Source organism: Microbulbifer sp. S227A (assembly GCF_049800935.1).
In genome coordinates this window covers 210,298-235,732 of record NZ_JBNAFZ010000006.1, presented here as the reverse complement: position 1 = coordinate 235,732, position 25,435 = coordinate 210,298, and the positions used below count along the sequence as shown (strand labels likewise).

The 25,435-nt window shown below is 63.2% G+C and carries 27 protein-coding genes and 1 tRNA gene; 13 read left to right on the top strand and 15 right to left on the bottom strand.

Features of this window, described 5'->3' with window-relative positions:
• Positions 1–39 precede the first annotated feature (39 nt).
• The 3 genes from ACP15R_RS16000 to ACP15R_RS15990 all read right to left on the bottom strand — a co-directional run bounded on the left by ACP15R_RS16000 (position 40) and on the right by ACP15R_RS15990 (position 2,774).
• Positions 40–1,326, bottom strand: coding sequence for a TRAP transporter large permease (locus ACP15R_RS16000; RefSeq protein WP_424987463.1), 1,287 nt, complete (start codon positions 1,324–1,326; stop codon positions 40–42).
• A gap of 75 nt (positions 1,327–1,401) precedes the next feature.
• On the bottom strand, positions 1,402–1,944 hold the full coding sequence (locus tag ACP15R_RS15995) for a TRAP transporter small permease (protein ID WP_424987461.1): 543 nt from the start codon (positions 1,942–1,944) through the stop codon (positions 1,402–1,404).
• Between the two features lie 44 nt (positions 1,945–1,988).
• Positions 1,989–2,774 (bottom strand): SDR family NAD(P)-dependent oxidoreductase, encoded by a 786-nt coding sequence (locus ACP15R_RS15990; protein WP_424987459.1) that lies wholly within the window; start codon positions 2,772–2,774, stop codon positions 1,989–1,991.
• Between the two features lie 498 nt (positions 2,775–3,272).
• On the opposite strand from ACP15R_RS15990, the gene ACP15R_RS15985 reads away from it, so the two are divergent.
• On the top strand, positions 3,273–4,118 hold the full coding sequence (locus ACP15R_RS15985; protein ID WP_424987458.1) for a DUF4437 domain-containing protein: 846 nt from the start codon (positions 3,273–3,275) through the stop codon (positions 4,116–4,118).
• Between the two features lie 52 nt (positions 4,119–4,170).
• Here ACP15R_RS15985 and ACP15R_RS15980 read toward each other — a convergent pair whose 3' ends face one another.
• From ACP15R_RS15980 to ACP15R_RS15970, 3 genes are all read right to left on the bottom strand, one after another.
• Entirely contained in the window at positions 4,171–5,613 is a 1,443-nt protein-coding gene (locus tag ACP15R_RS15980) for an NAD-dependent succinate-semialdehyde dehydrogenase (protein WP_424987457.1), read from the bottom strand.
• Positions 5,614–6,019: 406 nt separating this feature from the next.
• On the bottom strand, positions 6,020–6,145 hold the full coding sequence (gene ykgO / locus ACP15R_RS15975; protein WP_005850168.1) for a type B 50S ribosomal protein L36: 126 nt from the start codon (positions 6,143–6,145) through the stop codon (positions 6,020–6,022).
• 78 nt (positions 6,146–6,223) lie between these two features.
• Positions 6,224–6,298 (bottom strand) — tRNA-Val (locus tag ACP15R_RS15970).
• Positions 6,299–6,445: 147 nt separating this feature from the next.
• Between ACP15R_RS15970 and ACP15R_RS15965 the strand changes: the two genes are divergently transcribed.
• Positions 6,446–7,306: an N-formylglutamate amidohydrolase gene (locus ACP15R_RS15965; RefSeq protein WP_424987456.1), complete on the top strand. Its 861-nt coding sequence runs from the start codon at positions 6,446–6,448 to the stop codon at positions 7,304–7,306.
• Between the two features lie 9 nt (positions 7,307–7,315).
• Here the strand turns inward: ACP15R_RS15965 and ACP15R_RS15960 are convergent, their stop codons facing one another.
• The 5 genes from ACP15R_RS15960 to mutY all read right to left on the bottom strand — a co-directional run bounded on the left by ACP15R_RS15960 (position 7,316) and on the right by mutY (position 11,336).
• The gene (locus tag ACP15R_RS15960; protein ID WP_424987455.1) at positions 7,316–8,305 is read right to left on the bottom strand and encodes a Hint domain-containing protein; all 990 of its coding nucleotides are present in this window, start codon (positions 8,303–8,305) and stop codon (positions 7,316–7,318) included.
• A 15-nt stretch (positions 8,306–8,320) separates the two neighbouring features.
• The gene (locus ACP15R_RS15955) at positions 8,321–8,503 is read right to left on the bottom strand and encodes a hypothetical protein (protein WP_424987454.1); all 183 of its coding nucleotides are present in this window, start codon (positions 8,501–8,503) and stop codon (positions 8,321–8,323) included.
• Between the two features lie 137 nt (positions 8,504–8,640).
• A complete protein-coding gene (locus ACP15R_RS15950) occupies positions 8,641–9,021 on the bottom strand; it encodes a response regulator (protein ID WP_424987452.1) in 381 nt (126 codons plus the stop codon).
• An 89-nt stretch (positions 9,022–9,110) separates the two neighbouring features.
• Positions 9,111–10,244 (bottom strand): alkane 1-monooxygenase, encoded by a 1,134-nt coding sequence (locus ACP15R_RS15945; RefSeq protein ID WP_424987451.1) that lies wholly within the window; start codon positions 10,242–10,244, stop codon positions 9,111–9,113.
• 36 nt (positions 10,245–10,280) lie between these two features.
• Entirely contained in the window at positions 10,281–11,336 is a 1,056-nt protein-coding gene (mutY, locus tag ACP15R_RS15940) for an A/G-specific adenine glycosylase (protein WP_424987450.1), read from the bottom strand.
• 82 nt (positions 11,337–11,418) lie between these two features.
• Here mutY and ACP15R_RS15935 point away from each other — a divergent pair, with 82 nt between their 5' ends.
• From ACP15R_RS15935 to ACP15R_RS15925, 3 genes are read left to right on the top strand one after another with little or no spacing between them, the layout of a single operon-like run.
• Positions 11,419–11,928 carry a DUF721 domain-containing protein gene (locus ACP15R_RS15935; RefSeq protein WP_424987449.1) on the top strand — a complete coding sequence of 170 codons (510 nt, stop codon included), beginning with the start codon at positions 11,419–11,421 and terminating at the stop codon, positions 11,926–11,928.
• A gap of 10 nt (positions 11,929–11,938) precedes the next feature.
• Positions 11,939–12,607 (top strand): DsbA family protein, encoded by a 669-nt coding sequence (locus ACP15R_RS15930; RefSeq protein ID WP_424987448.1) that lies wholly within the window; start codon positions 11,939–11,941, stop codon positions 12,605–12,607.
• The gene (locus tag ACP15R_RS15925) at positions 12,607–13,725 is read left to right on the top strand and encodes a CaiB/BaiF CoA transferase family protein (RefSeq protein WP_424987447.1); all 1,119 of its coding nucleotides are present in this window, start codon (positions 12,607–12,609) and stop codon (positions 13,723–13,725) included. The genes ACP15R_RS15930 and ACP15R_RS15925 overlap by 1 nt, the downstream gene beginning before the upstream one ends.
• A gap of 4 nt (positions 13,726–13,729) precedes the next feature.
• Here the strand turns inward: ACP15R_RS15925 and ACP15R_RS15920 are convergent, their stop codons facing one another.
• Positions 13,730–14,296: a helix-turn-helix domain-containing protein gene (locus ACP15R_RS15920; protein WP_424987446.1), complete on the bottom strand. Its 567-nt coding sequence runs from the start codon at positions 14,294–14,296 to the stop codon at positions 13,730–13,732.
• Positions 14,297–14,482: 186 nt separating this feature from the next.
• Between ACP15R_RS15920 and ACP15R_RS15915 the strand changes: the two genes are divergently transcribed.
• The 5 genes from ACP15R_RS15915 to ACP15R_RS15895 all read left to right on the top strand — a co-directional run bounded on the left by ACP15R_RS15915 (position 14,483) and on the right by ACP15R_RS15895 (position 18,641).
• Positions 14,483–15,658 (top strand): acetyl-CoA C-acyltransferase family protein, encoded by a 1,176-nt coding sequence (locus ACP15R_RS15915; protein ID WP_424987445.1) that lies wholly within the window; start codon positions 14,483–14,485, stop codon positions 15,656–15,658.
• Between the two features lie 391 nt (positions 15,659–16,049).
• The gene (locus ACP15R_RS15910) at positions 16,050–16,466 is read left to right on the top strand and encodes a thiosulfate oxidation carrier protein SoxY (RefSeq protein ID WP_424987444.1); all 417 of its coding nucleotides are present in this window, start codon (positions 16,050–16,052) and stop codon (positions 16,464–16,466) included.
• A 34-nt stretch (positions 16,467–16,500) separates the two neighbouring features.
• Positions 16,501–16,830 carry a thiosulfate oxidation carrier complex protein SoxZ gene (soxZ, locus tag ACP15R_RS15905; protein ID WP_424987443.1) on the top strand — a complete coding sequence of 110 codons (330 nt, stop codon included), beginning with the start codon at positions 16,501–16,503 and terminating at the stop codon, positions 16,828–16,830.
• 169 nt (positions 16,831–16,999) lie between these two features.
• Positions 17,000–17,359 (top strand): c-type cytochrome, encoded by a 360-nt coding sequence (locus ACP15R_RS15900; protein ID WP_424987442.1) that lies wholly within the window; start codon positions 17,000–17,002, stop codon positions 17,357–17,359.
• Between the two features lie 25 nt (positions 17,360–17,384).
• Positions 17,385–18,641, top strand: a complete 1,257-nt coding sequence (locus ACP15R_RS15895) for an FCSD flavin-binding domain-containing protein (RefSeq protein ID WP_424987441.1) — start codon at positions 17,385–17,387, stop codon at positions 18,639–18,641.
• A 27-nt stretch (positions 18,642–18,668) separates the two neighbouring features.
• Here the strand turns inward: ACP15R_RS15895 and ACP15R_RS15890 are convergent, their stop codons facing one another.
• Positions 18,669–19,550, bottom strand: coding sequence for an NAD(P)-dependent oxidoreductase (locus ACP15R_RS15890; protein ID WP_424987440.1), 882 nt, complete (start codon positions 19,548–19,550; stop codon positions 18,669–18,671).
• Positions 19,551–19,596: 46 nt separating this feature from the next.
• The gene (locus ACP15R_RS15885; RefSeq protein ID WP_424987439.1) at positions 19,597–21,084 is read right to left on the bottom strand and encodes an aldehyde dehydrogenase family protein; all 1,488 of its coding nucleotides are present in this window, start codon (positions 21,082–21,084) and stop codon (positions 19,597–19,599) included.
• Positions 21,085–21,324: 240 nt separating this feature from the next.
• Here ACP15R_RS15885 and ACP15R_RS15880 point away from each other — a divergent pair, with 240 nt between their 5' ends.
• Genes ACP15R_RS15880 through ACP15R_RS15870 form a run of 3 tightly spaced genes read left to right on the top strand, consistent with a single transcriptional unit; the run spans position 21,325 to position 24,633 of the window.
• The gene (locus ACP15R_RS15880) at positions 21,325–21,750 is read left to right on the top strand and encodes a hypothetical protein (protein WP_424987438.1); all 426 of its coding nucleotides are present in this window, start codon (positions 21,325–21,327) and stop codon (positions 21,748–21,750) included.
• Between the two features lie 41 nt (positions 21,751–21,791).
• Positions 21,792–22,502, top strand: a complete 711-nt coding sequence (locus tag ACP15R_RS15875; protein WP_424987437.1) for a hypothetical protein — start codon at positions 21,792–21,794, stop codon at positions 22,500–22,502.
• Positions 22,489–24,633, top strand: a complete 2,145-nt coding sequence (locus ACP15R_RS15870; protein WP_424987436.1) for a protein kinase domain-containing protein — start codon at positions 22,489–22,491, stop codon at positions 24,631–24,633. The genes ACP15R_RS15875 and ACP15R_RS15870 overlap by 14 nt, the downstream gene beginning before the upstream one ends.
• A gap of 52 nt (positions 24,634–24,685) precedes the next feature.
• On the opposite strand, the gene ACP15R_RS15865 is transcribed toward ACP15R_RS15870, so the two are convergent.
• The gene (locus ACP15R_RS15865; RefSeq protein WP_424987435.1) at positions 24,686–25,435 is read right to left on the bottom strand and encodes an SDR family NAD(P)-dependent oxidoreductase; all 750 of its coding nucleotides are present in this window, start codon (positions 25,433–25,435) and stop codon (positions 24,686–24,688) included.

Here is a 25,435-nt window from a genome sequence, read left to right as displayed (position 1 = left end):
CCCGTTATTGATGCTATGTCAGGTTTGGAATTGGGGTGTTCACATGAAACCGAAGAGTTTTGGCAGGGTCAGGGTGAGGGCCGGGATCATCGAGATCAGCACGATCACCAGGAAATGCACGGCGAGGTAGGGCCAGAGCTCGCGCGAGATCACCTCGATCCCGGTGCGGGTCAGCCCCGAGGCCACGAACAGGATCATCCCCATCGGCGGCGTCACCAGCCCGACCGTGACGTTGACGCACATGATGATCGCGAAATGCACCGGGTCCACGCCCACCTGCGCCAGCGCCGGCGCAAAGATCGGCCCCAGGATCAGGATCGCCGGCACCGCATCGAGGAACATGCCGATGAACAGCAGCAGGATATTCACCAGGATCAGCAGCAGGAACGGATTCTCGGTGATGGTGAACAGGAACCGCCCAAGCGCCTGCGGCACCCCCGACACCGTCGCCGCCCAGCCAAAGATCGTGGCCGACCCGACAATCAGCAGGATTGAGGATGACACCAGCCCGGTGCGATAGAAGATGCCCACGAGGTCCGCCGGCTTGACCGTGCGGGTGATCAGCATCGACAACACCAGCGCATAGAACACCGCCGCGCCCGCCGCCTCGGTCGGGGTCACGATGCCCGACACGATGCCGCCAAGGATGATCACCGGGGTCATCAAGGGCAGCGCCGCCGACTTGAACGCGGCCCAGACCTCGCCGCCGGAGGCGCGTTTATGGGCCTTGGGATAGTTGCGTTTCTTGCCGATGATGGCGGTCACCACCATCAGGCCGATACCGACCATCGCGCCGGGGATGATGCCCGCCAGAAACAGCGCCGCAACCGACACGTTCATCACGTAGGCATAGATCACCATGATGATGCTGGGCGGGATGATCGGCCCGATGACCGAGCTCGCCGCCGTCACCGCCGCCGAAAAGGCGCGGCTATAGCCGTCCTTTTCCATCGCCGGAACAAAGATCGAACCAAGCGCCGAGGTATCCGCCACCGCCGAGCCCGACAGCCCCGCGAACATGATCGAGGCCACGATATTGGCCTGCGCCAGCCCGGCGCGCACATGGCCGATCAGCACGTTGGCAAAGTTGACCAGGCTCCTGGTGATGCCAGAAACATTCATCACCTCGCCCGCGAGGATGAACAGCGGAATGGCCAGGATCGGAAACTGCGCGATCCCCCCGAACATGCGCTGTGGCAACATCTTGAGAAACGCCGCCTGATCCGCCAGCAAAAACCCCGCCAACGGCCCCGCCGCCAACGCGAACACAATCGGGATACCTCCCGCCATCAAAACCAGAAAAACCCAGAAAAACGTCAAGGGCATGTCAGCATACTCCTCTTGAAAAACGGCAGCGGTCAGAGCAGCGGCCTTGCTCGCATCCCGGGGACAACACCCGGTTCAGGTCAGGGAATTGTCGATCATGTCGCCCGGTTCGAGATTGACATCGTCGGGCCGGAACACGCCGCGCAGCGCGGTCAGGGCGAACTCGAGCGAGATCAGGGCCATCACGGCGCAGCCGAAAGGAATGGCGAAGTAGATCCAGAAGAAGGACAGCTCAAAGGACGAGGGTTGCTGGTTCCGCGCGATCCAGGCGAGGCTGTAACCCTGCCAGACAAAGACCCCCATCAACCCCAGCACGATCGAATAGATGATCAAGTAATTGAGATTGCGCAGCCGCGGCGACAGCAGGTTGGGTATGATATCGAGCGCGATCTGTCCCCGGTTCTTGAGCACGATCGGGGCGGCCACGAAGACCAGCCAGAACATCATGTATTTCCCCGCCTCTTCGTACCAGGGCAGCGAGCTGTTGACGACATAACGCCAGAACACGCCGACGAAGACGTTCAGGGTGATCGCCGCCATCAGGAAGATCGTCAGCCACCGCAGGCCGCCGCATATCACGCGGTTCAGCCGGTCCAGTCCCGAGATTATCGATTTCATATTCCCTGTCCTCCTCGCAGCCGTCTGTCGGCCCCAATCTCCGTCTAGAGCGGTCGCCGCGCCAGCGAGAAACTCTGGCCCGTCGGGCCCCCAACGGGGCGCGTCGCCATGTAGAGCGCCAGTTCGGCCACCTCGTCGGGATGTTTCAGCCGTTCCCATTCCGGGAAGCCCGGTGGCACCCCTTCGGCAAACCGCTCGAGTACTTCTTCGGGCGTGGTCCGCCGGTCGCCGGGCTTGTCCTTGTTCAACATGCTGGTGGCGACGGGACCGGGGATCAGGTTGTTGACGTCGATCCGGCGTGGCCACAATTCATTGGCCAGCGCATCGGTGAACATGTTCATCGCGGCCTTGGAAATGTGATAGGCGCTGTTCTTGTCGCCCGCGCGCTTGCCCATGCCCGACGTGACATTGATGATCTTGGCCCCTTCGGACAGGCCCTCCATCAGGAACCGCGTCACCATGTAGGGGCCACGCACGTTGATCTCGATGGTCTTCCACCATTTCGATGGATCAGAGGCTTCGATGCGACCGGTATCAAGCTCGGCCCCGGCATTGTTCACAAGAACATCAACCGCTTTCATCTCCTCCAGAACCCGCGCACAGAACACCTGTGTCGCGTCCTGGTCGGACAGGTCGACCGCGCCCATCAGGCAGCGCACGTCCAGCGCCTCGATCTCGGCCTTGACGGCTTCAAGCTCGGCGATGGTACGCGAACAAATCGCCACATCCGCACCAGCCCGCGCGAAATACAGGGCCACCGAACGCCCGACACCGCGGCCGGCACCCGTTACAACCGCGGTTTTTCCCGCAAGCGGCTTGTCGTGAGACATGTCATTCCCTCCTTTGGCAATGCGATACCGCCCGGCCAGACGCACCACCCGGCGCGCCGCCGCATCCGACGATTGCCCAATCCTCACCCCGGCGAGAGGTTCCCGCCCCGAGTCCAAAAACTCAAGTACTTACAATTTTGTAAGCATTGATTTTCCCGACATTCCAATTCTGATGATCCTCGGCATGCGTTGATGCGGCGATCATCTGCTACGCACTACATTAAAACATATATACCTTTATATCAATAGAGATTATCTAGAAACCGGGAATTGAACCCAAGCGACTGGAATACTTGCGGTTTTGCGCCTCTCCTTCGGCGCCCAGCCCATCGTGGAAACATCGAAACAACAGCTTTCCGGACTCCGGATCAGCCCGAGTCGCAAGGGCAAACCACTATCATTTATGATCGTATGATAGAAAATTGTGCCTACTTGGCAGAATCGAACCAAGCTGCGATTCGGGGCGTCATTCCCAAATCTTGAAATGGAGAACATGACATGATGCCGAAACAGATGCCGGCACTTGCCGTGGCGTTGGCCATCGCAACGACCGGCGCGCTTGCCGGAGCCGCCGACGCCAATGAGCTGGTGCGGGACACGGATGTAGAATTCATCCCGCTGAACCCCAAGCGCGGCGATGCCAGCCCCCGGGCCGGTGCGCTGTGGGGAAATATCCGCGAAAACGTGCCCTCGGGCATGTTGGTCACGTTCCAGGATGGCTTTTCCTCGCCGCCGCACATTCACAACATCACCTATCGCGCCGTTGTGATCAAAGGCGAGGTTCACAACGACGACCCAGCCGCCGCCGAGATGTGGATGGGCCCCGGCTCGTTCTGGGTGCAACCGCTGGGCGAAGATCACATCACCGCTTCCCGGGGCGAAAACGAAGGCGAGCGTGGCGTGATCTTTCTCGAAATCCTGTCCGGGCCATACCTCGTGCAACCGTCGGACCAGGCGTTTGACGATGGCGAACGCCCGATCAATGTCGAAGCGCGCAATGTCGTGTGGCTGGATTCCGACGCAGCCCAGTGGATCGAGGCCGATGGGGTCGAGATGTCCTACCTGTGGGGCAACCTCAGGACCGGCGAGAAAAGCGGCAGCTTTGTCCGCATGCCCGCAGGTTTTTTCGGTACGATCAGCACCGAAGCGCCGTTGCTGCGGGCGGTCACGATCCAGGGAACAACCGAAGTCACGATGTCCGGCGAGAGCGCGACCGAGAGCCTGAATCCCGGCAGCTATTTCGGCTCGCGCGGGGCGGCCTCGCACGCGGTGTCCTGCACATCGGAAGAGGCTTGCATCCTCTATATGCACGCCGAAGGCGTCTACACGCTGACCGCCAGCTAAACCGCAGTGCGTCCAAATCCGGCCACCGCGATATGCGGTGGCCGGTCCGGTGTCAGAGGACGGTTTTCAGCGCGATGGATTTGGGAACCACATAGTGTTCAAGGCTCTCGGGGCCGCCTTCGACGCCGTAACCGCTCTCCTTGACGCCGCCAAAGGGAGTTTCAGGGATCGCGATGCCCACGGTGTTGATCCCGACCATCCCGGCCTGCAACGCATCGCCAATCCGGCTTGCCCGATCAAGCGAGTTGGTCACAGCATAGGATGCCAGCCCGAGTTCAAGCGCATTGGCGCGTTCGGCCACCTCGTCAATCGTGGTAAAGCGCGTCATCGGGGCCAATGGGCCAAACGGCTCTTCGGTCATGACCATGCTGTCATCCGGCGCATCCTTGATCACGGTCGGCGCAAAGAAGTAACCCTTGTTGCCGATCCGCTCCCCTCCCGTGGTGATGGTGGCACCGCGCGCACGTGCATCCGCGACAAACCCGTCCATGGCGCCAAGACGGCGGGCATTGGCGAGCGGGCCCATCATGGTGCCGTCCTCGATGCCGTTGCCGACCTTGATCGCGGCGGCCCTTTCGGTAAACGCATCGACGAATTGCGAATAGATCGCGTCCTGAACAAAAAACCGGGTGGGCGAGATACAGATCTGGCCCGAATTGCGGAACTTGCCCGGCACCAAAAGATCGATCGCCTTGCCGATATCCACATCGTCGAACACCACCACCGGGGCATGACCGCCTAGTTCCATGGTCAACCGCTGCATCCGTTCGGCGGCGAACACCGCCAATTGCTTGCCCACCGGCACCGACCCGGTCAGCGACACCTTGCGCACAATATCCGATGACATCAGGTGATTGGTCAGCTGTGCCGAAGGGCCGAAAACCACGTTCACCACACCCGCCGGCAACCCGGCATCCACCAGCGCCCGCACCAGGTGCAGCGCCGATGCGGGGGTTTCATTGGACGCCTTGAGGATCACCGAACACCCCGCACCCAGGGCCGCGCCCAGCTTTTTGGCGACGGTATTGATGGGGAAGTTCCACGGCGTGATGGCCAGGCAAACGCCCACCGGCTCCTTGACAACGTGATGGCGCACGCCCGGCGCACGGCCCTCGACGATACGACCGTGCAGGCGCTTGCCCTCTTCGGCGGAGAATTCGAGGATATCGACCACCGTGCCGATCTCCATCCGCGCTTCGGCAAGCGGTTTGCCGTTTTCAAGGGTCACCGACATGGCGATCTGCTCGGTACGCGCGCGGATCAACTGTGCCGCAGCCACAAGGATGGCCGCGCGCCCATAGGGTGACATGGTGCTCCAGACCTCAAAACCGCGCTGTGCCGATTGCAGCGCCGCATCCAGATCGGCAGGCGACGCCGCGGGCAGCGTGCCCAACACCTCTTCGGTGGCCGGATTGATGACGTCCTGCGTGGCCCCGGTAGACGCATCGCACCATTCACCATCGATCAGCAATTTCAGCTCGGGATAGGCGGTCATTCTGGTCTTTCCTTTCTGATTTCGCGGTCGCGCCCGGAACGGCGGACCGCATTTTCCGGTCATCCCGCCCCTGCGCGCGGCTTGGCGGCGGGGCGGGGAACGGCGCAGCGAGTCGATAGCAGCGCGACTCAATTCCACAAAACATATATACATATATATGTTTTTAGGCAAGCCTGCGCCCCCTTGCCGGGTCCGTGGCTTCGGTTGGCAAATTGGAAAGATCAAACGGCAGGTGCCCAAGCGAACCGGCCCGGAAGAACCCAGAGGCCGGAACACCCCATCAATACGGCACCCGTCCGGGTCCAGCGGTTCAGAAAGCTCTGCCCGACAAAGCGCATGCCAGACCAGCGGGCATAAAAAAAACCGCGCCTGCGGGGCGCGGTTTCATGTCTGTCTGTCCGGTAAATCAGCCCTGACGGGCTTTGAACCGGCGCTGCGTCTTGTTGATCACATAGACGCGGCCTTTGCGACGCACAACCCGGCAGTCACGGTGCCGGTTCTTGAGCGAGCGGAGCGAGTTCCTGACCTTCATGGTCCTTCTCCTGTTCCTGCGGCGCGGGCCAGCGCCTCTGTTGCGGGTGCCCCGGTGGTGGCCGGGACAGTGAATTCATGGTGGGCACTACAAGGTTCGAACTTGTGACCCCTTCGATGTCAACGAAGTGCTCTACCGCTGAGCTAAGCGCCCATGAATACCTGCGCGTCACCTGCCCCAACAAAATGGGGCGCGGAAACCCGCGCCGGTAGCGGGGTCTATAAAAGGAGTCGGCAGCGTGATCAAGGGCTTTTGGCAAGAGAGTTTTCCTGTTTATGGTGAAGTGAACGAGGAGACTCAATGAACCACCCACCCTTTCACCTGACTGAACCGGAACAACGCCTCTCCAGCGTCGTTTTTGCGTCGCCTCACAGTGCCCGTACCTACCCGGCCGATTTCCTTGAACAGAGCATTCTCGACCCCGTAACGATTCGTTCGTCCGAGGATGCGTTTGTTCATGAACTTATTGAGTCTGCGCCGGAATTTGGCGCGCCACTGCTGGTTGCGGGGGTGCCGCGCGCCTATGTCGACCTGAATCGCAGCCCGGATGAACTTGATCCCGCGCTGATCCTCGGGGCGGTGCGCCGGGGGCAAAATCCGCGCGTGGCCTCGGGGCTGGGCGTGATCCCGCGCGTGGTGTCGAACGGGCGGGCAATCTATGCCGGCAAGCTGACGATGGGCGAGGTCCGCTCGCGGATCGATCGCTATTGGCGGCCCTATCACAACGCGGTCCAACGGTTGCTCGAATCCGCGTATCTGACCTTTGGCCAGGCGATTCTGGTAGATTGCCATTCGATGCCACACGAGGCGATGGACGGGGCCGCCCGCAGCCGTGGACGCGCGCCCGACATCGTGCTGGGCGACCGGTTCGGCGCGGCGGCGGATGGTGATATCGTGGACAGGATCGAAGCCGCCTTTGCCGCTGCCGGGCTACGTGTTGCGCGGAACGCGCCCTTTGCCGGGGCCTATGTTGCGCAGGCCTATGGCCGCCCGTCCCGGCAGCAACACGCGGTTCAGATCGAGATCGACCGGGCGCTTTACATGAACGAGCGTCAGATCTGTCCGAACGCCGATTTCGAAGCGTTCAGAACCCTGATGCGCGGGGTGATCGCCGATATCACCGCCATCGGACAAGACCGGATACCCCTGGCCGCGGAATAGCGCGCCCCGTCAGTGGGTCGCGATCTCGGTCTGCAACAGCGGCTTCTGGTTGGCGGCATGCCGTTCGACCAGTTTTTTCTGACGCTTGCCCGACGGGATCGGACGGGCCGGAACCGGGTCGGACTTGGCATGTTTGAGGTCGGGAAAGATCGCGTAGATCTCTTGCCGCGCCTCTGCCGAAACCGATTTCAGCGCCTGCCGCCCGAGATACAGGCTCTCGGTCGGGGCGGATTCGGCGAGGATCACTTCGTGCCGGTCAAAGAGCAGGTGGAAATATTCAACGGTTTCGACGCTGTCATCGACAAAAATGCCCGGCAGCGCGGTCAGCTTGATCGCGGGGATCAGAACCTCGGTGGCGGCGAACATGCGCTCCACGATTTTCGAGGATACGAGCATGCGATGCTGCCGCGAGACCAACAGATCGCGGTTCGGCAGCCCATTGCCCAACGCGCCCGCACAGATGCGCACGGGGCGCAGCTTGGGATAGGCGCGCAGCTCGTCGGCGCTGATCCTGCGGCTCATCGCCGAACGCAGCACCATCGGTGCGCCATCGCTGTCGAGCACCGTATCGCCCGCGCGCAATTCCTGAACCCGCCGCTCGCCATCAGGCGTGGCGATCATCGTATCGCGCATGAAACATGGCGGTGCGAGGTCCGCCACCGGGATCGGTGTCTGGCTGGGCACGCCGGTGGCGGTGCTGATGATCGCGTCTTGCAGGATCGATCCATCGGTCGGGGTAAAGACCTGGGTTCCGTTGGCAAGATAAAAGGTCGCACCCGTGATCGTGGTTGGGGCACCGCCAATAATCACCGTCACCGTATCGCCCAGATAGGTCTGGGTAATGTCGATGCCATTGATGCTGTCGCCGCCCGATCCGGTCAGAAAGTCATCGTCATTCTGATCGATGATCTCGTAAACGCTGACGGTCAGCAGGGTTCCGGTGCCGGGCGGGGCGAATGGATCAAGTGTCCAGAACTGGTCGGTATATGATGTGGGCATCGGTCTCTGACAATTTCACTGGCAATTTCCTAAAGAAATTACCGCAATATTCAGAGAAAAGTAAGACTTTACCGGTTTCGTCGCAAAAATTGGTGACCATACGGCCACGTCCCCCATGCGAATCGATGCCGATCCGGGCAAACCTGCAAGCTGTCCGTCGCCGCCGGGGCCTGTCTCTTTGGCGGTTGGCGCCAGCATGCGAAGAATCTTCTGGCAGGCTGGCGAGCTATGACCCGCGCCGTTCGGAAAAGCTGCATTTGCCTCAAGACGCGTTCAATCGGCCTGTCTGAGGCCGATTGTTTCAGTCATCCGGGATTTCGAAGCGCCAGACCGCGCTATCCGTAGGCCCGGCCAAGGTTCAGAACATCACGAATCAGCGCCGGCCCGAACTCGCCCTTGGCGACCACATGGCGCACACCGGCCTGCCTGGCCTTGTGCCACATGAAGGGCGACGGCCAATCGGTGGCGATGATGACGGGAACCGAACAGAACCGCGCGTGCTGTGACAGCTCCAGCGCCAGTTCGACGCCGCGCCCGTCCGGCAGGGTGTTTTCCATAAGGATCAGCGATACCGGCAACTGCCGCAGCACCTGCCTCGCCTGGCGCACCGTTGTTGCGATCTCTACGTGGATATCCTTGTGCGCATAGTGAACCGCCTTGCTCAACATTTGCTGATCTTGAACGCTGTCCTCGACAATAAGGCAGCACGGAGTCATCTCCGTCTGAATACGGCATTGCATGTCAATTGCCCCCAATATTGATGCCCGCCAAGCCTGCCGCATAACCGTTAAGGAACCGTTGGTGCCTATCGTGGCAAGGGGTTGGTGCCCTTGTTATAGGCGCGCCAGTCGGTGATCTCGGGGTAATATCTCTGCCGCCAGCGCCTGACACGCGGGTTCATGACGCGCCGCCACAGGGGGGGAACCATCGCCGCAATGGTCATGACCGGATAGCCATGGGGCAATTGCGGCGCCTGCGAGGTGCCATAGGTCTGGAGCAGCGGAAACCGGCGGTCGGGCTTGTAATGGTGATCGGAATGGCGTTGCAGGTTGATCAGCAACCGGTTCGATGCCTTCTGTGCCGCGTTCCAGGAATGCCGGGGCTGCACATGCTCATATTTTCCATCGCCAAGATGTTTCCGGGTCAGCCCGTAATGCTCGACATAATTCACCAGTTCCAGCTGCCAGATCGCGACACCGGCCTGCATCAGGAACAGGCCGGCACCGCCCCACCCGCCCAGCAGCACCGCCAGCAGCAACATGCCGCCCTGCAAGGCCCAGTAACGGAAAAACGGGTTGGATCGGTGGGTCCAGGGCAGGTTCTTGCGGGCCAGCTTGTCGCGCTCGGCCCGGAACGCCGAGGCCAGGCATTGCCGCAGCACGCGCGGATAGTAGCGATGAAAACCTTCGTTGTATCGCGCCGTCACCGGATCGCGCGGGGTACCGACATAGCGGTGATGCACCAACAGGTGTTCGGAGCGGAAATGCGAATAGAGCACCATTGCCAGCAGGATATCCGCCAGCAGCCGTTCAAGCCGGCTGCTTTGATGCATCAGCTCATGGCTGTAATTGATGCCGATGGTGCCGGTGATCACGCCGACGCCAAAGAACACCATGAGCTTTTCCAGCACCGACAGGTGCGCGGCGTCGCTCACGTACCAGATCAGGCTGAACAAGGTCAGGAACTGTACCGGAACCCAGATGATCGTCAGCGCCTTGTACCAGGTCAGGTCGGCATCCGGCGTGTCAGGGTCGGCGTTTTCAAGGTCAAGCCCGACCAACCCATCCAGCGCGGCGAACACGTACCATGATGCCAGCGGCAGCAGCAGCACGGTCCAGCCGCCCCAGACGGCGCTGATCCAGGCGACGGGGATCAGCAGGAACGAGATCCAGAAGGGGATCGCGGTCTGCCAGGTCTTGAGCGTTGCGTTGGAAATCATCGGCCTGTCCGTGTTGTCAGGAGTCAGCTACCTGTGTCACGCGCCGCGCCAGAGGTCAAAAGCCTTGCGCATCACGGTGGGCAAATCCGAAGGCCGAAACGCGTCGATGCCGAGAAAGCTGCCCGTGGTGGGTCGCGCATCGGCGGCGACAACCGCCGTTCGCACCGTCAGGACCAGGTGGAAATGGGTGAAGGTGTGGCGCACCTGAGCGGGCAGCGTGGTCCACTCGGCATCCAGCGGCGGCGCTTCCGTCGGAGCCTCGCCCCATTCGGAACCGGGCCAACCCAGCATCCCGCCGAGCAATCCCTTGTCCGGCCGCCGTTCCAGCAGCCATGCCCCATCGACCCGGCGCACCAGGTAGATGATGCCCTGGCGGGTCGGTTTCGGCTTTTTCGGCGATTTGCGGGGCAGCAGCGCGGCGGTGCCTTGGCGCCGGGCAGTGCAGGGCGCGCGCAACGGGCAAATACCACAGGCCGGTGATTTCGGCGTACAGATTGTCGCGCCCAGATCCATAACCGCCTGCGCGTAGTCCCCGGGTCGCCGGTCAGGAGTCAGCGCGGCGGCATGGGCGCGCAGTTCGGGTTTGGCGGCCGGCAGCGGGGTGTGAATGTCATATAGCCGGGCCATCACCCGCTCTACATTGCCATCCATCACGGTTTCGGGGCGGTTAAACGCAATCGCGGAAATCGCGGCGGCGGTATAGGGGCCGATGCCGGGCAGCGCCAGAAGCGCGTCGTGGGTATCGGGGAATCGTCCGCCATGATCATCCGTGACGACACGCGCGCATTTCAACAGGTTGCGCGCACGCGCGTAATATCCCAGGCCGGCCCATTCCCCCATCACCGCAGCATCTTCGGCGGCAGCCAGATCGGAAACCGTGGGCCAGCGTTCGGTGAAGCGATGAAAATAGTCTTTGACGGCGGCAACCGTGGTCTGTTGCAACATCACTTCGGACAGCCACACGCGGTAGGGATCGGGCATGCGCGTATCGCCGGGCGGAATTCTCCACGGCAGAACCCGGGCGTGGCGGTCGTACCAGTCCAGCAGGGTCGCCGCGATCGAGCTGGCCGGGATACTCTCTTCGTCACGCATTCTTTATGCCCCTGGCCTCCGGTTTCGCTGGCACCTGCCCGTGCGGGCTTTACAATAGGCGCAACCGAAACGGAAACCAGCCATGGCACAACGGAAATCGACCACCCGAGGGTTCAAGCGCACCGCCAGCGTTCTCAGCGACCGGATTCGCAAGGCCGGCGAGAGCCGGGGATTCGCGGTGTCGCGCCTGTTGACCCACTGGGCCGACATCGCCGGCCCCGACGTGGCCCGCATCGCGCGCCCGGTCAATGTCACCTATGGGCGTGGCGGTTTCGGCGCCACCCTGACCCTGCTGACCACCGGTGCGCAGGCTCCGATGCTGGAAATGCAGAAAGAGTCGCTGAGAGCCAAGGTGAACGCGGTGTACGGCTATAACGCGATCAGCAGGGTGCGGATCACCCAAACCGCCGCGACAGGGTTTGCCGAGGGCCAGGCCCAGTTCGAAAAACACCAAGCCGCCAGCGAAACGACGCTGGCCCCGGAAATCCTCGCCAGCGCCTCACAGGCAGCCAGCCCGATAGAAAACGACGATTTGCGTCAGGCCCTTGAACGGCTTGGCCGCAACGTTCTAAGCAAATCCAAACATCAATGAAGAGGTTCTCATGACCCGACATTTCGCGATCCTTGGCGCGGCGGCCGTTCTGGCTGTCGGGGCTGCCTTTTACGCAGGCCAGCGTGGCCCGGTAACGTCCGAGACCTTTATCGGTGCCGCCAACGCGCAGGATGCCGCCGAGGTCGATACCTCGACCATCGTGGAAATGGTGCAGGGTGCCGTGGATGCGCCGATCACCATGATCGAATACGCCTCGTTTACCTGCCCCCATTGCGCCGCGTTTCACCAGGGGCCGTATCAGGAGATCAAGAAAAACTATATCGATACCGGCAAGGTCAAGCTGATCTATCGCGAGGTGTATTTCGACAAATACGGGCTGTGGGCGTCGATGGTGGCCCGCTGTGGCGGCACCGACAAGTTCTTTGGCATCTCGGACCTGATCTACAAGGGCCAGTCGGACTGGTCCAAGCTGGGCAGTGCGCCGGAAATCGTCGATGAATTCCGCAAGATCGGCCGCCTGGCCGGGATTGGCGAAGCCGAGCTGGATGCCTGCCTGCAAGACGGCCAAAAAGCCCAGACCCTTGTTGCCTGGTACCAGCAGAACGCGGAAGAGGACGGGGTGACCGGCACGCCGTCCTTTGTGATCAACGGCGAAAAAGTCGCGAACCAGAGCTATGCCGAATTCGAAAAACTGTTCGAAGCCGAGCTTGGCAACTGATGACTGCACCGCTGGCCGGATTGAAAGTTGTCGAACTGGCCCGCATTCTGGCCGGCCCCTGGGCCGGTCAGACGCTGTCGGACCTGGGTGCCGAGGTCATCAAGGTTGAATCGCCCGCCGGCGACGATACCCGCGCCTGGGGACCGCCCTTTGTGACCCACGGCGATGATGAAAGCGCCGCCTATTTCCATTCGACCAATCGCGGCAAGGCGTCGATCACCATCGACTTTTCCACCCCGGACGGCCAGGCACGGCTGCGCGAGCTGATCCGGGATGCGGATATCTTCATCGAGAATTTCAAGGTCGGCGGGCTCGGGAAATACGGGTTGGATTATGATAGCCTGTCGGCACTGAACCCGCGCCTGATCTATTGCTCGGTCACCGGCTTTGGACAGACCGGCCCCTATGCACATCGCGCAGGCTATGATTTCATCATCCAGGGCATGTCCGGGCTGATGTCGATCACCGGCGAACCCGATGGCCAGCCCCAGAAATCCGGGGTGGCGATCACCGACATCTTTACCGGCGTCTATGCCACCACCGGCATTCTCGCGGCGCTGCATCAACGGGCGCGCAGCGGGCGGGGCCAGCATATCGACATGGCGCTGCTGGATGTGGCGGTCGCGGTGACCGCCAACCAGGCGCTGAATTACCTGACAACCGGCACCGCGCCCCGACGCATGGGCAACGGCCATGTCAACCTGACACCCTATCAGGCGTTTGATTGCGCTGACGGCCATATCATCATAGCCACCGGCAATGACGGGCAATACCAGCGCCTGTGCCGCCTTCTTGGTCTGGACGACATGGCCGAGGCACCCGAGTTTCTGCACAACAAGGACCGGCTGGCCAATCGGCGGGTGATGATCGCCCGCCTGAACGGGGCAACGGCGGGTTGGACCAAGGCCGACTTGCTTGCCGGGTGCGAAGCTCAGGGCATCCCCGCCGGCCCGATCAACGACCTGCAAGAGGTCATGACGGATCCACAGGTGGTCGCCCGGGGAATGCAGATCGAGCTGGACGGGGTGCCGGGCATCCGCGCGCCATTCCGGTTTTCGGACGCGGATCTGGCGCTGCACCGACCTGCTCCGAAACTGGGCGAAGACAATCCCGCGTAAGGTTTCAGGCGCTCTTGACGATCAGGAACACCCGCGCCGCGCCGCCCTCGGCAAGGATCGCATGTTCGATATCCGCCGCATAGCGCCCGGTATCCCCGCTGTACAGCACGCTTGAGGCGTTTCCCGAGGTGACGCGCACCGTACCCTCCAGCACGGTCAACTGTTCGCGCGCGCCCCGCGCATGGGGCTGGCTGCGCAGGGCCCCGCCGGGTTTGAAGGTGATGTCATAGACCTCGTGACCACCGGCCTCTTCCGGTGGCGACAGGATGCGGATGCGGCACCCCTGCCCCATGTTGTCGATGCTGGGAACGTCGCTGGCGCGCAGCAGGTCGATCCGGTCGCTCGCGGTATCGGTTTCCAGCAGTCCGGCAAAATCAACCTGCAACGCGCGGGTCAGATTCCACAGGGTCGCGATGGTCGGGCTGCTCTCGCCGCGCTCGATCTGGCTGACCATGGAGCGGGACACGCCCGAAAGGTTCGACACCGCCTCGAGCGACAGGCCCTGCTCTCGCCGGGCTTCCTTCAGCCGCGCGGGAAGCAAGGTCAGGATATCGTCGACATTTTCCGTCATGACGGATTCATTCGGGCCTCGCAACGCTGTTGTCAATATGGTTCGGCCAAATTCGGCACCCGATGCCGCATTGCGGCAGGGGGCAAAGCGTGTACCAATGTAACGGATTGTCATCCTGGGACCCGCGCGCAGGACATGTCCGGATCGCGTCGCGGGTGGGATAGAGGCCATAGGAGAGGAACTGACATGACTGACATCGTGATTCTGGACGGTGCCCGCACCGCCATCGGAACGTTCGGCGGCGCGCTGGCGAGCACCGCGCCCATCGATCTGGCGACGGTGGCCAGCGAAGCCGCGTTGGAACGCTCAGGTGTCGAAGCGGCGCAGATCGGCAATGTCGTGTTTGGCCACGTGATCAACACCGAGCCCCGCGACATGTACCTGTCGCGCGTTGCCGCCATGCAGGCCGGGGTGCCCGAGGGTACGCCGGCGATGAATGTCAACCGGCTCTGCGGGTCGGGGGCGCAGGCCATCGTGTCCGCGGTCCAATCCCTGATGCTGGGCGACGCGGAATTTGCCCTGGCCGGAGGGGCCGAGAGCATGTCGCGCAGCCCGTTCATCATTCCCCAGCAGCGGTGGGGCGCCAAGATGGGCGACATCAAGACGCTCGACATGATGCTGGGCGCGCTGAACTGTCCGTTCGGCACCGGGCACATGGGAGTCACCGCCGAAAACGTCGCGGCGGAACATCAGGTCAGCCGCGAGGCGCAGGATGAATTCGCACTGGCCAGTCAGCAGCGCGCCGCCAAGGCGATCGAAAATGGTGTGTTTGACAGCCAGATCGCTCCGGTTCAGGTCAAGGTTCGCCGTGACATGGTCGATTTCAAGGTGGATGAACATCCCAAGGCCACCACCATCGAGGCCCTTGCCGGGTTGCGCGCGGTGTTCAAGAAGGATGGCAGCGTCACCGCCGGGAATGCGAGCGGTATCAACGATGGTGCCGCCGCCATTGTCCTAGCCACGGCGGATGCGGCCCAGAAGGCCGGGCTCAAGCCCAAGGCGCGGATACTCGGCTATGCCCATGCCGGCGTTCGCCCCGAGGTCATGGGGATCGGACCGGTGCCGGCGGTGCGGAACCTGCTCGAACGAACCGGGCTGAGCGTTGACGATTTCGACGTGATCGAAAGCAACGAGGCATTTGCGGCACAGGCGCTTGCGGTCAACAAGGAACTGGGGCTGGACTCCGGCAAGGTGAACCCCAATGGCGGGGCCATCGCATTGGGCCATCCGGTTGGCGCAACCGGCGCTATCATCACCATCAAGGCGCTTTATGAGCTTGAGCGGATCGGTGGGTCCAAGGCGTTGATCACCATGTGCATCGGTGGCGGTCAGGGCATCGCGCTTGCCATCGAGCGGCTTTGACCCCGGTACCACTGGGGGGCTGACAGCCCCCCGGACGCCCCGAGGTTTATGCGCAAGACATTGCCTCCGCTTTCATCTCTGAGAAAATGAAAGCGGTTGGTTCCCTGATGGTCCTCCGGGGAGCTGGTGGCGGACAGGCCACCCCGAAGAGACTTGCCTTGTGGTCTGGAAATCTTGCCGCCCGTCACATTTGACCCGCCATCCGAATGGCAGATAATCCTCTGCGACCGCAAGAAATCACAAAAACGAATTGATGTTGCGATGATCCCTGCCCGTCCGCTACGCTGGGGCAAGGTTTTGAACCGCGACATGCCCGGGGGTGCCTGGCAGGGGGGCAGGACGCCGGAACAGCGCCCGCCATGTGGTTTCGGAACACAGGAGGAGATTGGAAATGGAGCTCTCTCGCCGCGGGTCGCTGGCGCTTGGGATCGGGGCCGCGTGCCTGGCAATCCTGCCGCTTCGGACCAATGCCGCCGCCAAACAGGCGATTGCCGATTTTACCGGGGGCGCGGAGCTGGCCCGGGGTGGTGTGACGCTGACCGCGCCGGCCATCGAGGAAGACGGGAACAACGTGCCGATCGATGTCAGTGCGCCGGGTGCGACGGCCATTCTGATCGTGGCCGCCGACAATCCCGAACCGGGCGTCGCGACGTTCCATTTCGGCCCGCTGGCCGGTACGCCGTCCGTTTCGACCCGCATCCGCCTGGCCCGAACCCAGGAAGTCATCGCCGTGGCCAGAATGGCGGATGGCGGTTTTGCCAGCGCATCCGCGACAATCGAGGTGACAATCGGCGGCTGCGGTGCCTGATCGCCGCACGCCCTGAACAGCAGGAGATCAATCAATGGCAGGCGGCGCAAAACCCCGCATCAAGGTTCCAAAGACCGCCGCGGTGGGCGACACGATCACCATCAAGACGCTGATCAGCCATCAGATGGAAAGCGGCCAGCGCAAGGACAAGAGCGGCAAAGTCATACCACGTTCGATCATCAACCGCTTTACCTGCACCTTCAACGGTGCGCTGGTCATTGATGTGGCGATCGAGCCGGCGGTTTCGACAAACCCGTATTTCAAGTTCGAGGCAACCGTGCCCGAGGCCGGTGAATTTGTCTTTACCTGGTATGATGATGATGGCTCGGTCTACGACGCGCGAAAATCGATCGAGATCGCCTGACCGCAAGGGAAGGCCGGCGCGGGTCGCCGGAAAGGGGCGAGACTGACCGGCAAGGCGCACATCGCGGGCCCATGACCCGGATTATATTGCGGTGGCGCTTTGCCTTTGACCTGAGCCGGATCATGTTTGGCCGGATCCGGTGCATGCGCGTATGAGGGGACCGCCGAGAATGCCGCAATCTGCTCGACCTGTTGTCCTGTCGCTTCTGGGTGTTGCGACCCTGGTGCTGGCGGTGCATGGGCGCGTTGCAGAAGCGGAGAACCAGACCGATCCAGGGCAAGCGGAAATGATCCGGGGAGACCCGGAATTCGGGGCCTATCTCAGCGGCGAATGCACGACCTGCCACCAGATCGGCGGCACTGATGACGGCATTCCTTCGATAACCCATTGGCCGGTGGCGGATTTCGTCGTGACGATGCGGGCCTACAAGAACAAGGACCGGCCACATCCGGTGATGCAGATGATTGCCGGCCGGCTGAGCGACGAAGAGATCGCGGCCCTGGCCGCATATTTCAACAATCCAGAGTGACGGAGCAATAAGGGGAGGAACCGCGATGACACTCAGCAGACGAACATTTCTCGGAACCGGGGCGGCGGCGGGGTTGGCGGCACCGATGGTGCTGGCGCAGGGCAAGCCCCGCGTCGTTGTTGTCGGCGGCGGCGCGGCCGGCGCAACTGCCGCGCGCTATATCGCCAAGGACAGCGCTGGCGAGATCGACGTGATCCTGATCGAACCGTCGCGCAGCTATTACTCCTGCTTTTTCTCGAACCTGTACCTGGGCGGGTTTCAGGAGTTGTCGGACCTCGCGCACAGCTATGGCACGCTGGCGGCGGCCTATGGCATCAACGTGGTGCATGACTGGGCCACCGGGGTCGATCGCGATGCCCGAACCGTATCGCTGGCGGGGGGCGGGTCGGTGTCATATGACAAGCTGATCCTGAGCCCGGGTATCGATTTCGTCGACGGGGCCGTTGACGGCTGGGACATCACCACGCAGAACAGGATGCCACATGCCTACAAGGCCGGTTCCCAGACCGAGCTTCTCCGGGCACAGGTCATGGCGATGCCCCCGGGCGGGACCTTTGCGATGGTGGCACCGCCGAACCCCTATCGTTGCCCTCCCGGCCCCTATGAACGGGTGTCGATGGTGGCGCATGTGCTCCGGGCAAACAACCCCACGGCCAAGATCATCATCGCCGATCCCAAGCCGAAATTTTCGAAGATGGCCTTGTTTCAGGAAGGCTGGGGCGACCATTACCCGGGCATGATCGACTGGATCGGCGAGGATTTCGGCGGCGGCAATGTCTCGGTCGACCCGGACGCGATGACCCTGACCATCGATGGCGAAGAAATCGCGGTTGATGTCTGCAACGTGATCCCCGCCATGAAGGCCGGCCATATCGCGGAACGTGCCGGTCTGACCGAAGGCAACTGGGCCCCGGTGAACGCCGCGGACATGTCCGCCAAGGCCGATCCCGATATCCACGTCCTGGGCGATGCCAGCCAGCAGGGCGACATGCCGAAATCCGGCTTCTCGGCCAACAGCCAGGCCAAGGTCTGTGCGAATGCGGTGCGCGGTGCGCTGACCGGGTCCAAGGTGTTTCCGGCTAGGTATTCGAATACCTGCTGGTCGCTGATCGACACAAATGATGGGGTCAAGGTCGGTGCCACCTACGAGGCGACGCCCGAGAAAATCGCCAGGGTCGACGGCTTCATCAGCCAGACCGGCGAAGATGCGCAATTGCGAAAGGCGACCTACGAAGAATCGCTGGGTTGGTACGCGGGCATCACGTCGGACATGTTCGGCTAGTGCCACCGGAACGCAGGGCGCGCGTGTTCAGCTGTCTGGTGACCGTCTGAACAGGCGCACCAGTTCGGGGACATAGGCGTCGCCGTCATCGCCACTGACCGGCGCGGCCAAGGCTTCCGAAACCCCGTCGGCAACGGTGGTTGCCGCACCGGAGGCCTTTGACATGTCACGGTAATAGTCGATATCCTTGAGCGCGTTGGACACCGAAAACGGCAGGCTGTCGCGGTTCTGCTCGGTGATATAGGGGGCCAGCCGGTCAAGTGCCGCGCTGGCACCGCCGCCATTGGCCAGCACATCAACAAAAACCTGCGGGTCCACTCCGGAATCGGCGGCCTGCGCGGCGGCTTCGGCAAGCAGCGTCATGAAGCCGACCGAAACGTAATTGTGCAACAGCTTGAGACGGTGCCCCTGCCCAAGCGGGCCGACATGATCGATATTCTCGGTAAAGGCTGCGAGCACCGGGCGTACCCTGTCCAGCACCTCGGCCGCGCCACCGGCCAACAGGTTCAGCGTGCCCTCATGCGCGTGTCTGGCGGTACGCGTCATCGGCGCGTCGATGTAGTCGCCCCCCGCCCGCCGAACCACCTTGGCCATGCGCAAGGTCGAGTCGGGCAGCGCGGTCGAGCAATCCACCACCACCGTGCCGGGGCCAAGCGCCGATGCCAAGCCGCTCTCACCCGTGATGATCGCCTCGACCTGTGCCGACCCGGTGACACAGAGGATCGCAACCTCGGCTGCCCCGGCGATCTCGGCGGGCGTGGCGCAGGCCCTGGCCCCCAACCCGACGAGATCGTCGGTCGGCTGGTTGCCCGGATGATCGAGAAAGCTCAGCGTAAAACCGCCCCGCAACAGGATGTTGCGGGCGATACCGTGCCCCATGAGGCCAACGCCGATGATGCCGACTTGCATTTCAATACTCCCTCTGTCTTGGCGAATGCTGCGCTCCGGGCGGGCCTCAGTCGGTGTTCATCCAGATCGCCTTGGTGTCGAGATACTCTTCCATATGCTCGGTCCCGCCTTCGCGGCCATAGCCGGACATCTTGACGCCGCCAAAGGGCACGGCCGGATCGATGGCATGATACATGTTGACCCAGACCGACCCCGCCCTGAGGCGGTGCGCCAGTTTATGCGCGGTGCCAAGATGGGTGGAAAACACCCCGGCGGCCAGCCCGTAGGGCGTGGCATTGGCGCGTTCGACAACCTCGTCGATCGTGTCAAAGGGCAGGGCCGAGATCACCGGGCCGAAAATCTCTTCCCGCGCAACCCGCATCTGATCGGTCACCCCGCCCAGCACCGTGGGGTGAAAGAAATGTCCGCCCTCAAGCCCCGGCCCCTCGGCGCGGGTGCCGCCCGTCACGACCCGGGCCCCCTCTTGGGGTCCGGCTTCGAGATATCCGGCAATGCGCTCGGCCTGCCGCGCGGTGATGATCGGGCCGATATCCGTGTCATCGTCAATGCCCTGCCCGATTTTCAGCGCGGCGGCATAATCGGCCACCCGGCGGACGAATTCGTCATGGATCTCTCGGGCCACGAACAGGCGGGACCCGGCGATACAGATCTGCCCCGAATTGGCAAATACCGCCATCGCGGCCACCGGCACGGCCTTGTCGATATCGGCATCGCGACAGACCACCACCGGGGATTTCCCGCCCAGTTCCAGCGAGACCCGCTTGAGGTTGCCCGCCGCCGCGCGCGCAATCGACTGGCCCGTCGCGGTCGAGCCGGTGAACACGATCTTGTCCACGCCCGGATGTTCGGCCAGCGCCGCGCCGGCATCGCTGCCTAGCCCGGTGACGATGTTCAGAACACCATCGGGCAACCCCGCCTCTTGCATGATGCGGGCGATCATCAGCACGGTCAGCGATGCCTCTTCGGACGGCTTCAGAACCACGGTGCAGCCGGTTGCGATGGCCGGCGCGATTTTCCAGATCGACCCGGCAATCGGCGCGTTCCACGGAATGATCGCGCCAACAACGCCAATCGGTTCGCGCACGGTCTGGGAATAGATTTCGCCGGGAAACGAATTGGGGATCGTGGCACCGTGGATCGCGACCGCCTGACCGGCATAGAAGCGCAACATGCCCAGCACCCGGCGGCTGTTGGCCAGGGTGCGCTGGATCGGCATGCCCATGTCAAGCGTATCGGACAGGCAGAGGTCGTCCCACCCGGCCTCGAACCGCTCGGCGATACGCAACAGCAGGGCCTGCCGTTCAAATGGTGTCCATTTCGACCAGGGGCCATCAAAAGCCCTGCGCGCGGCGGCCACGGCGGCATCGATATCGGCCGCGCCTCCCTTGGGCACCGTCGCCAGCAGCGATCCGTTCGCGGGGTTGCGCGCCTCGATCACCTCGCCCGAGCGCGCCTCGCACCACGTTCCGTCAATGAACATCCGGCGCAACCCGCCATCATAAAGCGCCGTTGCCGCCGCGCCCCAGTCTTTCATGTCACCGATCCCCCGTGCGTGTTGCCCATGCCCACCGACAGACCGCACGGATCAGACATGTCCGGGGGCCGCGCCCGCAACTTAAACCCGCCGGTCCCGGAAAGGCCAGCCGATCAACGCCCCGTGATGTGGCAATCGTCGGTATGGATTACCCGCATTGCGTGTATTGCCCGGGCGCGCGAGACTCGTAGCTGCGCCGTTTGGCGTTGATTTTAGGAAAATTATTAAAGGAAACATGACATGAAAACAGTATTCAGACTGAGAGATCTCGCCACCAAAAGCGTCACCGTGCGTGCGGCGGGCGGGATCGGCAGCGTCGGCCTGCTGGGTCCGGACCAGGATCCGGACGACTTTACCCCGATCACGCCGGTGGTGATGGTCCTGAAGTACAAATCCCAGCTCAATTATCTCGACGGGTTCCGCAACCGGGTGGAAGACATCGAGCCGGAAACGCTGGAACGCACGGCCGCCGAAATCGGGCGCGCGGTGGTGGGCAGCAAGTTCGTTGGCACCGCCTTGTGCACCGCGGACATGCCCACTTGCGCGCAGAACCAGCGCATTTCCCCATGGGCAAGCATGGCCGAGACGATCACCAATGTCGACCTGGCGATCATGCGGAACGAACTGGAAGACGCCCTGAAGCTGATCGACAAGCTCGACGGCTGATGCGCATGGCAATGCACGCCGCCATACCACCTGATCCCCGCATGACATGCGGGGATCATTGCACCGATCCGGGCCTGTCCGCGATTGCGCTGGCCCTGACGATGAATTTCGACACCGCCGAGGATTGTTTCCGCTGGCTGTACGATTACGGGGTCGAGCCACTGACTCCCGCACGCGGGCGGGCGGCGGATGCGGGCTCGGCGGTGCTGACGCTGGCAACGCGGGCGCGGCTGACGCATCGGTTCCACCATGCCCCCTGCGGCAACTGGCACGTCTGGAGCCGCGATCCCACCGCCGAAATCCCGCCGGTCTGCAAAGCCTACCTGAACCCGCGTTTTGTCGATCTGGCCCGGCTGGAACTGCGCGCGGGTCGATTTCTGGACGATCCGCGAATTGCCGCGTTCAAAACCGTGGCGCAACGCTGGATGGCGCTGAGGTCCGACAAGATCATGGTCTATTTCCATGCCCCTTCCGATCGCGCAAGCTGGATCGCGGACACCATTCCCGGGCTGGCCGGGCTTGTGGCCAACCCGGTGCCATTCACCACGCGGGCCGATCCGGCGGGCCTGATCACCACGGCCACCGACCCCGTGGACCTGCCCGGACAAAGTTGGCGATCATGGCTGTTGCGCCTCATCGCCACGCAGGTCACCCGGCGCGACCATCCGGATCTCGCGGCGGTGCAATCTGCACTGCGGGGTGCCGGCGTCGATCCCGCCACCTGGCAAAGGAGCGACCATGCAACCCAATGACGGTTCACCCGAACTGGTGCTGGCGGCGCACGCGACCTTGCAGGATGCCGCGGATCTTCCCGGTGCAGAGGTCGGTGACATGATTGTCGACCGCCCCGATCACCGGACCCATCCCAAGCTGGTGAATGCACAGCTTGCGGCCCTGTTACAGGAATTCCGCCAGCCCCGGCGCCTGCCGCAGGCGGTCGCATCGCTGGTGTCACAACTCGATGCGGACCCCTTTGCGCTGTTGCAGCAGGCCGCCCCCGTCATCGCAGCGCTGCGCCAATGCGGCATCCTTGAAACACACGGTGCGACGCCCGCCCCGACCCGCCGGTTCCACGAAGGCACTGGCATTGCCGGCTATCTGGTCCACAGGATCTTGCGGCAGACCCAGGATACCGAGGTTGCACTGGCCACCGATGAAAACGGCGCGACGGTCGCTCTCAAGACGCCGGGCAACACCTGCGGCGATGCGGCGGCCAACGGCTTTGCCCGCGAGATCGAGATCGCCCGATCGCTGTCGGGTGACATTGCCCCACGCGTTCTGGATGTCGTCCGGCACCTTGGCGCGCCGATCCTGGTCACACAGTGGATCGACGCCCTGCCGCTGGACCGATATGCGCGCACTTGCTGTTTGACAGCCAAAGAGCGGGCACAGCTGGCCGCCAACGTCGTCGACGCCTATGCCCGGTTGCACGCGGCGGGCCTCCTGCATGGCGATATCCGGCCCTCGAATATTCTTGTCGATGGGGACGGGCGGGTTCACCTGGTCGATTTCGGCCTGTCGCAGCGGGCCGGTCCCACGGCGATCCGGCTGGGTTTTGAACTGGACTACCTCGAACCCGAAGCCGCAGACATGCTGCGCCTTGGCAACCTGCCGCCACTGACCGCCGCGGGCGAGGTCTGTTCGCTGGCCTTGGTATTGGCCGAGGCGCTGGCCGGGCAATCGATGCGCAATCTGCCCGCCCTGCGCGACGCGGCGCTGGCAGAGATCGCGGGCAACACCCCTGTCATCCAAACCGGGCTGCCCGATGTGGACGCGGCGCTGCAAGGATCGGTTCTGCCCATCGACAGGCGCCAGACCGATCTGCGCCAGCTCAAATCCCGGCTGAAACGCGCCGCCTCGCCATTGCCGGCTGCGGCCCCGTCGCTTGCCACCCCACGTGAAGGCGCTTCTGTCGATCGGGCCATTCTGTTGCAGCGCCGCGCCGAATTGACGGACGACCCGGCCTGCCTGGCCCTGGCGGGGGCCTGTCTGCGCGCCGCACAAGGCCGCACGCGACCCGGCCCCGACACCGCCAGCCCGGTATATGCACCGATGGCCCGGACGGTGCTGTGTGCGCGCCTTGCCTATGCCAGCACAAGGTTTGACACCGCCCGCGACCGGCTGTCCGCGCTTGCCCGCCTCGCCCGGACCCCGCGCGCCGCCGCCGAACTGTTCGATGGATCGGCGGCCGATCTTGCCCATCTCGCCCGGTTCCATGCCGATTACGCCCCCGCAGATGCACGTATCCAAGACCTTGCCGGCCCTCTCGCTGCCCTGCTGGCGCGGCAGCTTGACCGGCTGGAGGCGGCGCTGGACGGGCTCGAAAGCGGCGCGGCGACACATCTGGGCATGGCGCATGGGCTGTGCGGTCAGACCTATGCCGCCCTGCGCGCCACGAGGGTTCTGGGCCAGACCCCGGCCACGGTGATCGCCCGGGCCTTGACGACCCTGAAACAGCACGCCCTGCCCGTCGCCTCGGGCCTCGCCTGGCCCGGCACCGTCAATGCCGACGGGCACCACCCGGTCACCACCGATCTTGCGCCGGGCTGGTGCAATGGCAGCGCGGGCTTCCTGTTGCTTTGGATGGACGCCGCCGATGCCTTTCCCGACGGGGGCCATGCATCATTGGCCGAGGCCGCCGCGCTCTATTCGCTGGGGCATCCGGACGAGACGGGCAACCTGTGCTGTGGCCGTGCCGGACGGGCCATCGCGCTTGCCGCCTATGCCCGCTGGAGCGGGTCCGGGGAATGGGCGGCCCATGCCCACAAGATGGCCCATGCCATACCGGCACTGGCCTGCAATCGCTCGCTGTTCCGCGGGCAACCGGGTGTCGAACTGGCACAGATCGAGACCGCGATGCCCTCTCCCCGGTTCCCGGTCTAGGTGCTACCCGATCTGCGGCACGCAATCATCCGGCACGGTCAGGCGACAGGCGCTAGCAGGTATAGTTCAGGCCAAGGCGACCGCCATCGACATAGATGGTTTCGCCGGTGACATAGCTGGCCTTGTCCGAGCAGAGAAACGCCACCACGTCGCCGATTTCTCGCGCGGTCCCGGCGCGGCCCAGAGGGGTGCGCGACATCGCGACCCTGAAGGCGTCGGGGTTGGCGTTGACCCCGGCCATCATCTCGGTATCGATCGATCCCGGACCCACCGCATTGACCCGGATATTGTGCTTGGCCAACGCCAGCGCCGCCGTCTTGGTCAGCTGCATCACCCCGCCTTTGGAAGCGCAATAGGCCGGGATCGCCGGGATCGCCACCTGGGCGTTGATCGACGACATGTTGACAATGGCCCCTGCGATCTTGTGTTCCACCATCGCGCGCGCCGCCATCTGGGTGGCCAGAAAGACGCCGCGCAGGTTGATGTCGATCACCCGCTCCCAGCTGGCGAGATCATAGTCCAGAAAATCGCCGGGCATCGCCACGCCGGCGTTGTTGACAAGCGCATGCAGCGGCCCGTGATCTGCGGCGATGCGCGCGAACAGGGCTTCGATCTGGCTGACATCGCCCATGTCACAGGTGATTGCCGCCAGCGCTCCCAGCGTTTCGCCCGCGCGGGCCACACCGTCGCCATTGATATCGGCCAGGATGACGTCGAACCCGTCCTGGATGAGCGCTTCGGCACAGGCATAGCCGATGCCCTGCGCCGCGCCGGTGATCAGTGCGAGAGGTTTGCGTGTCAT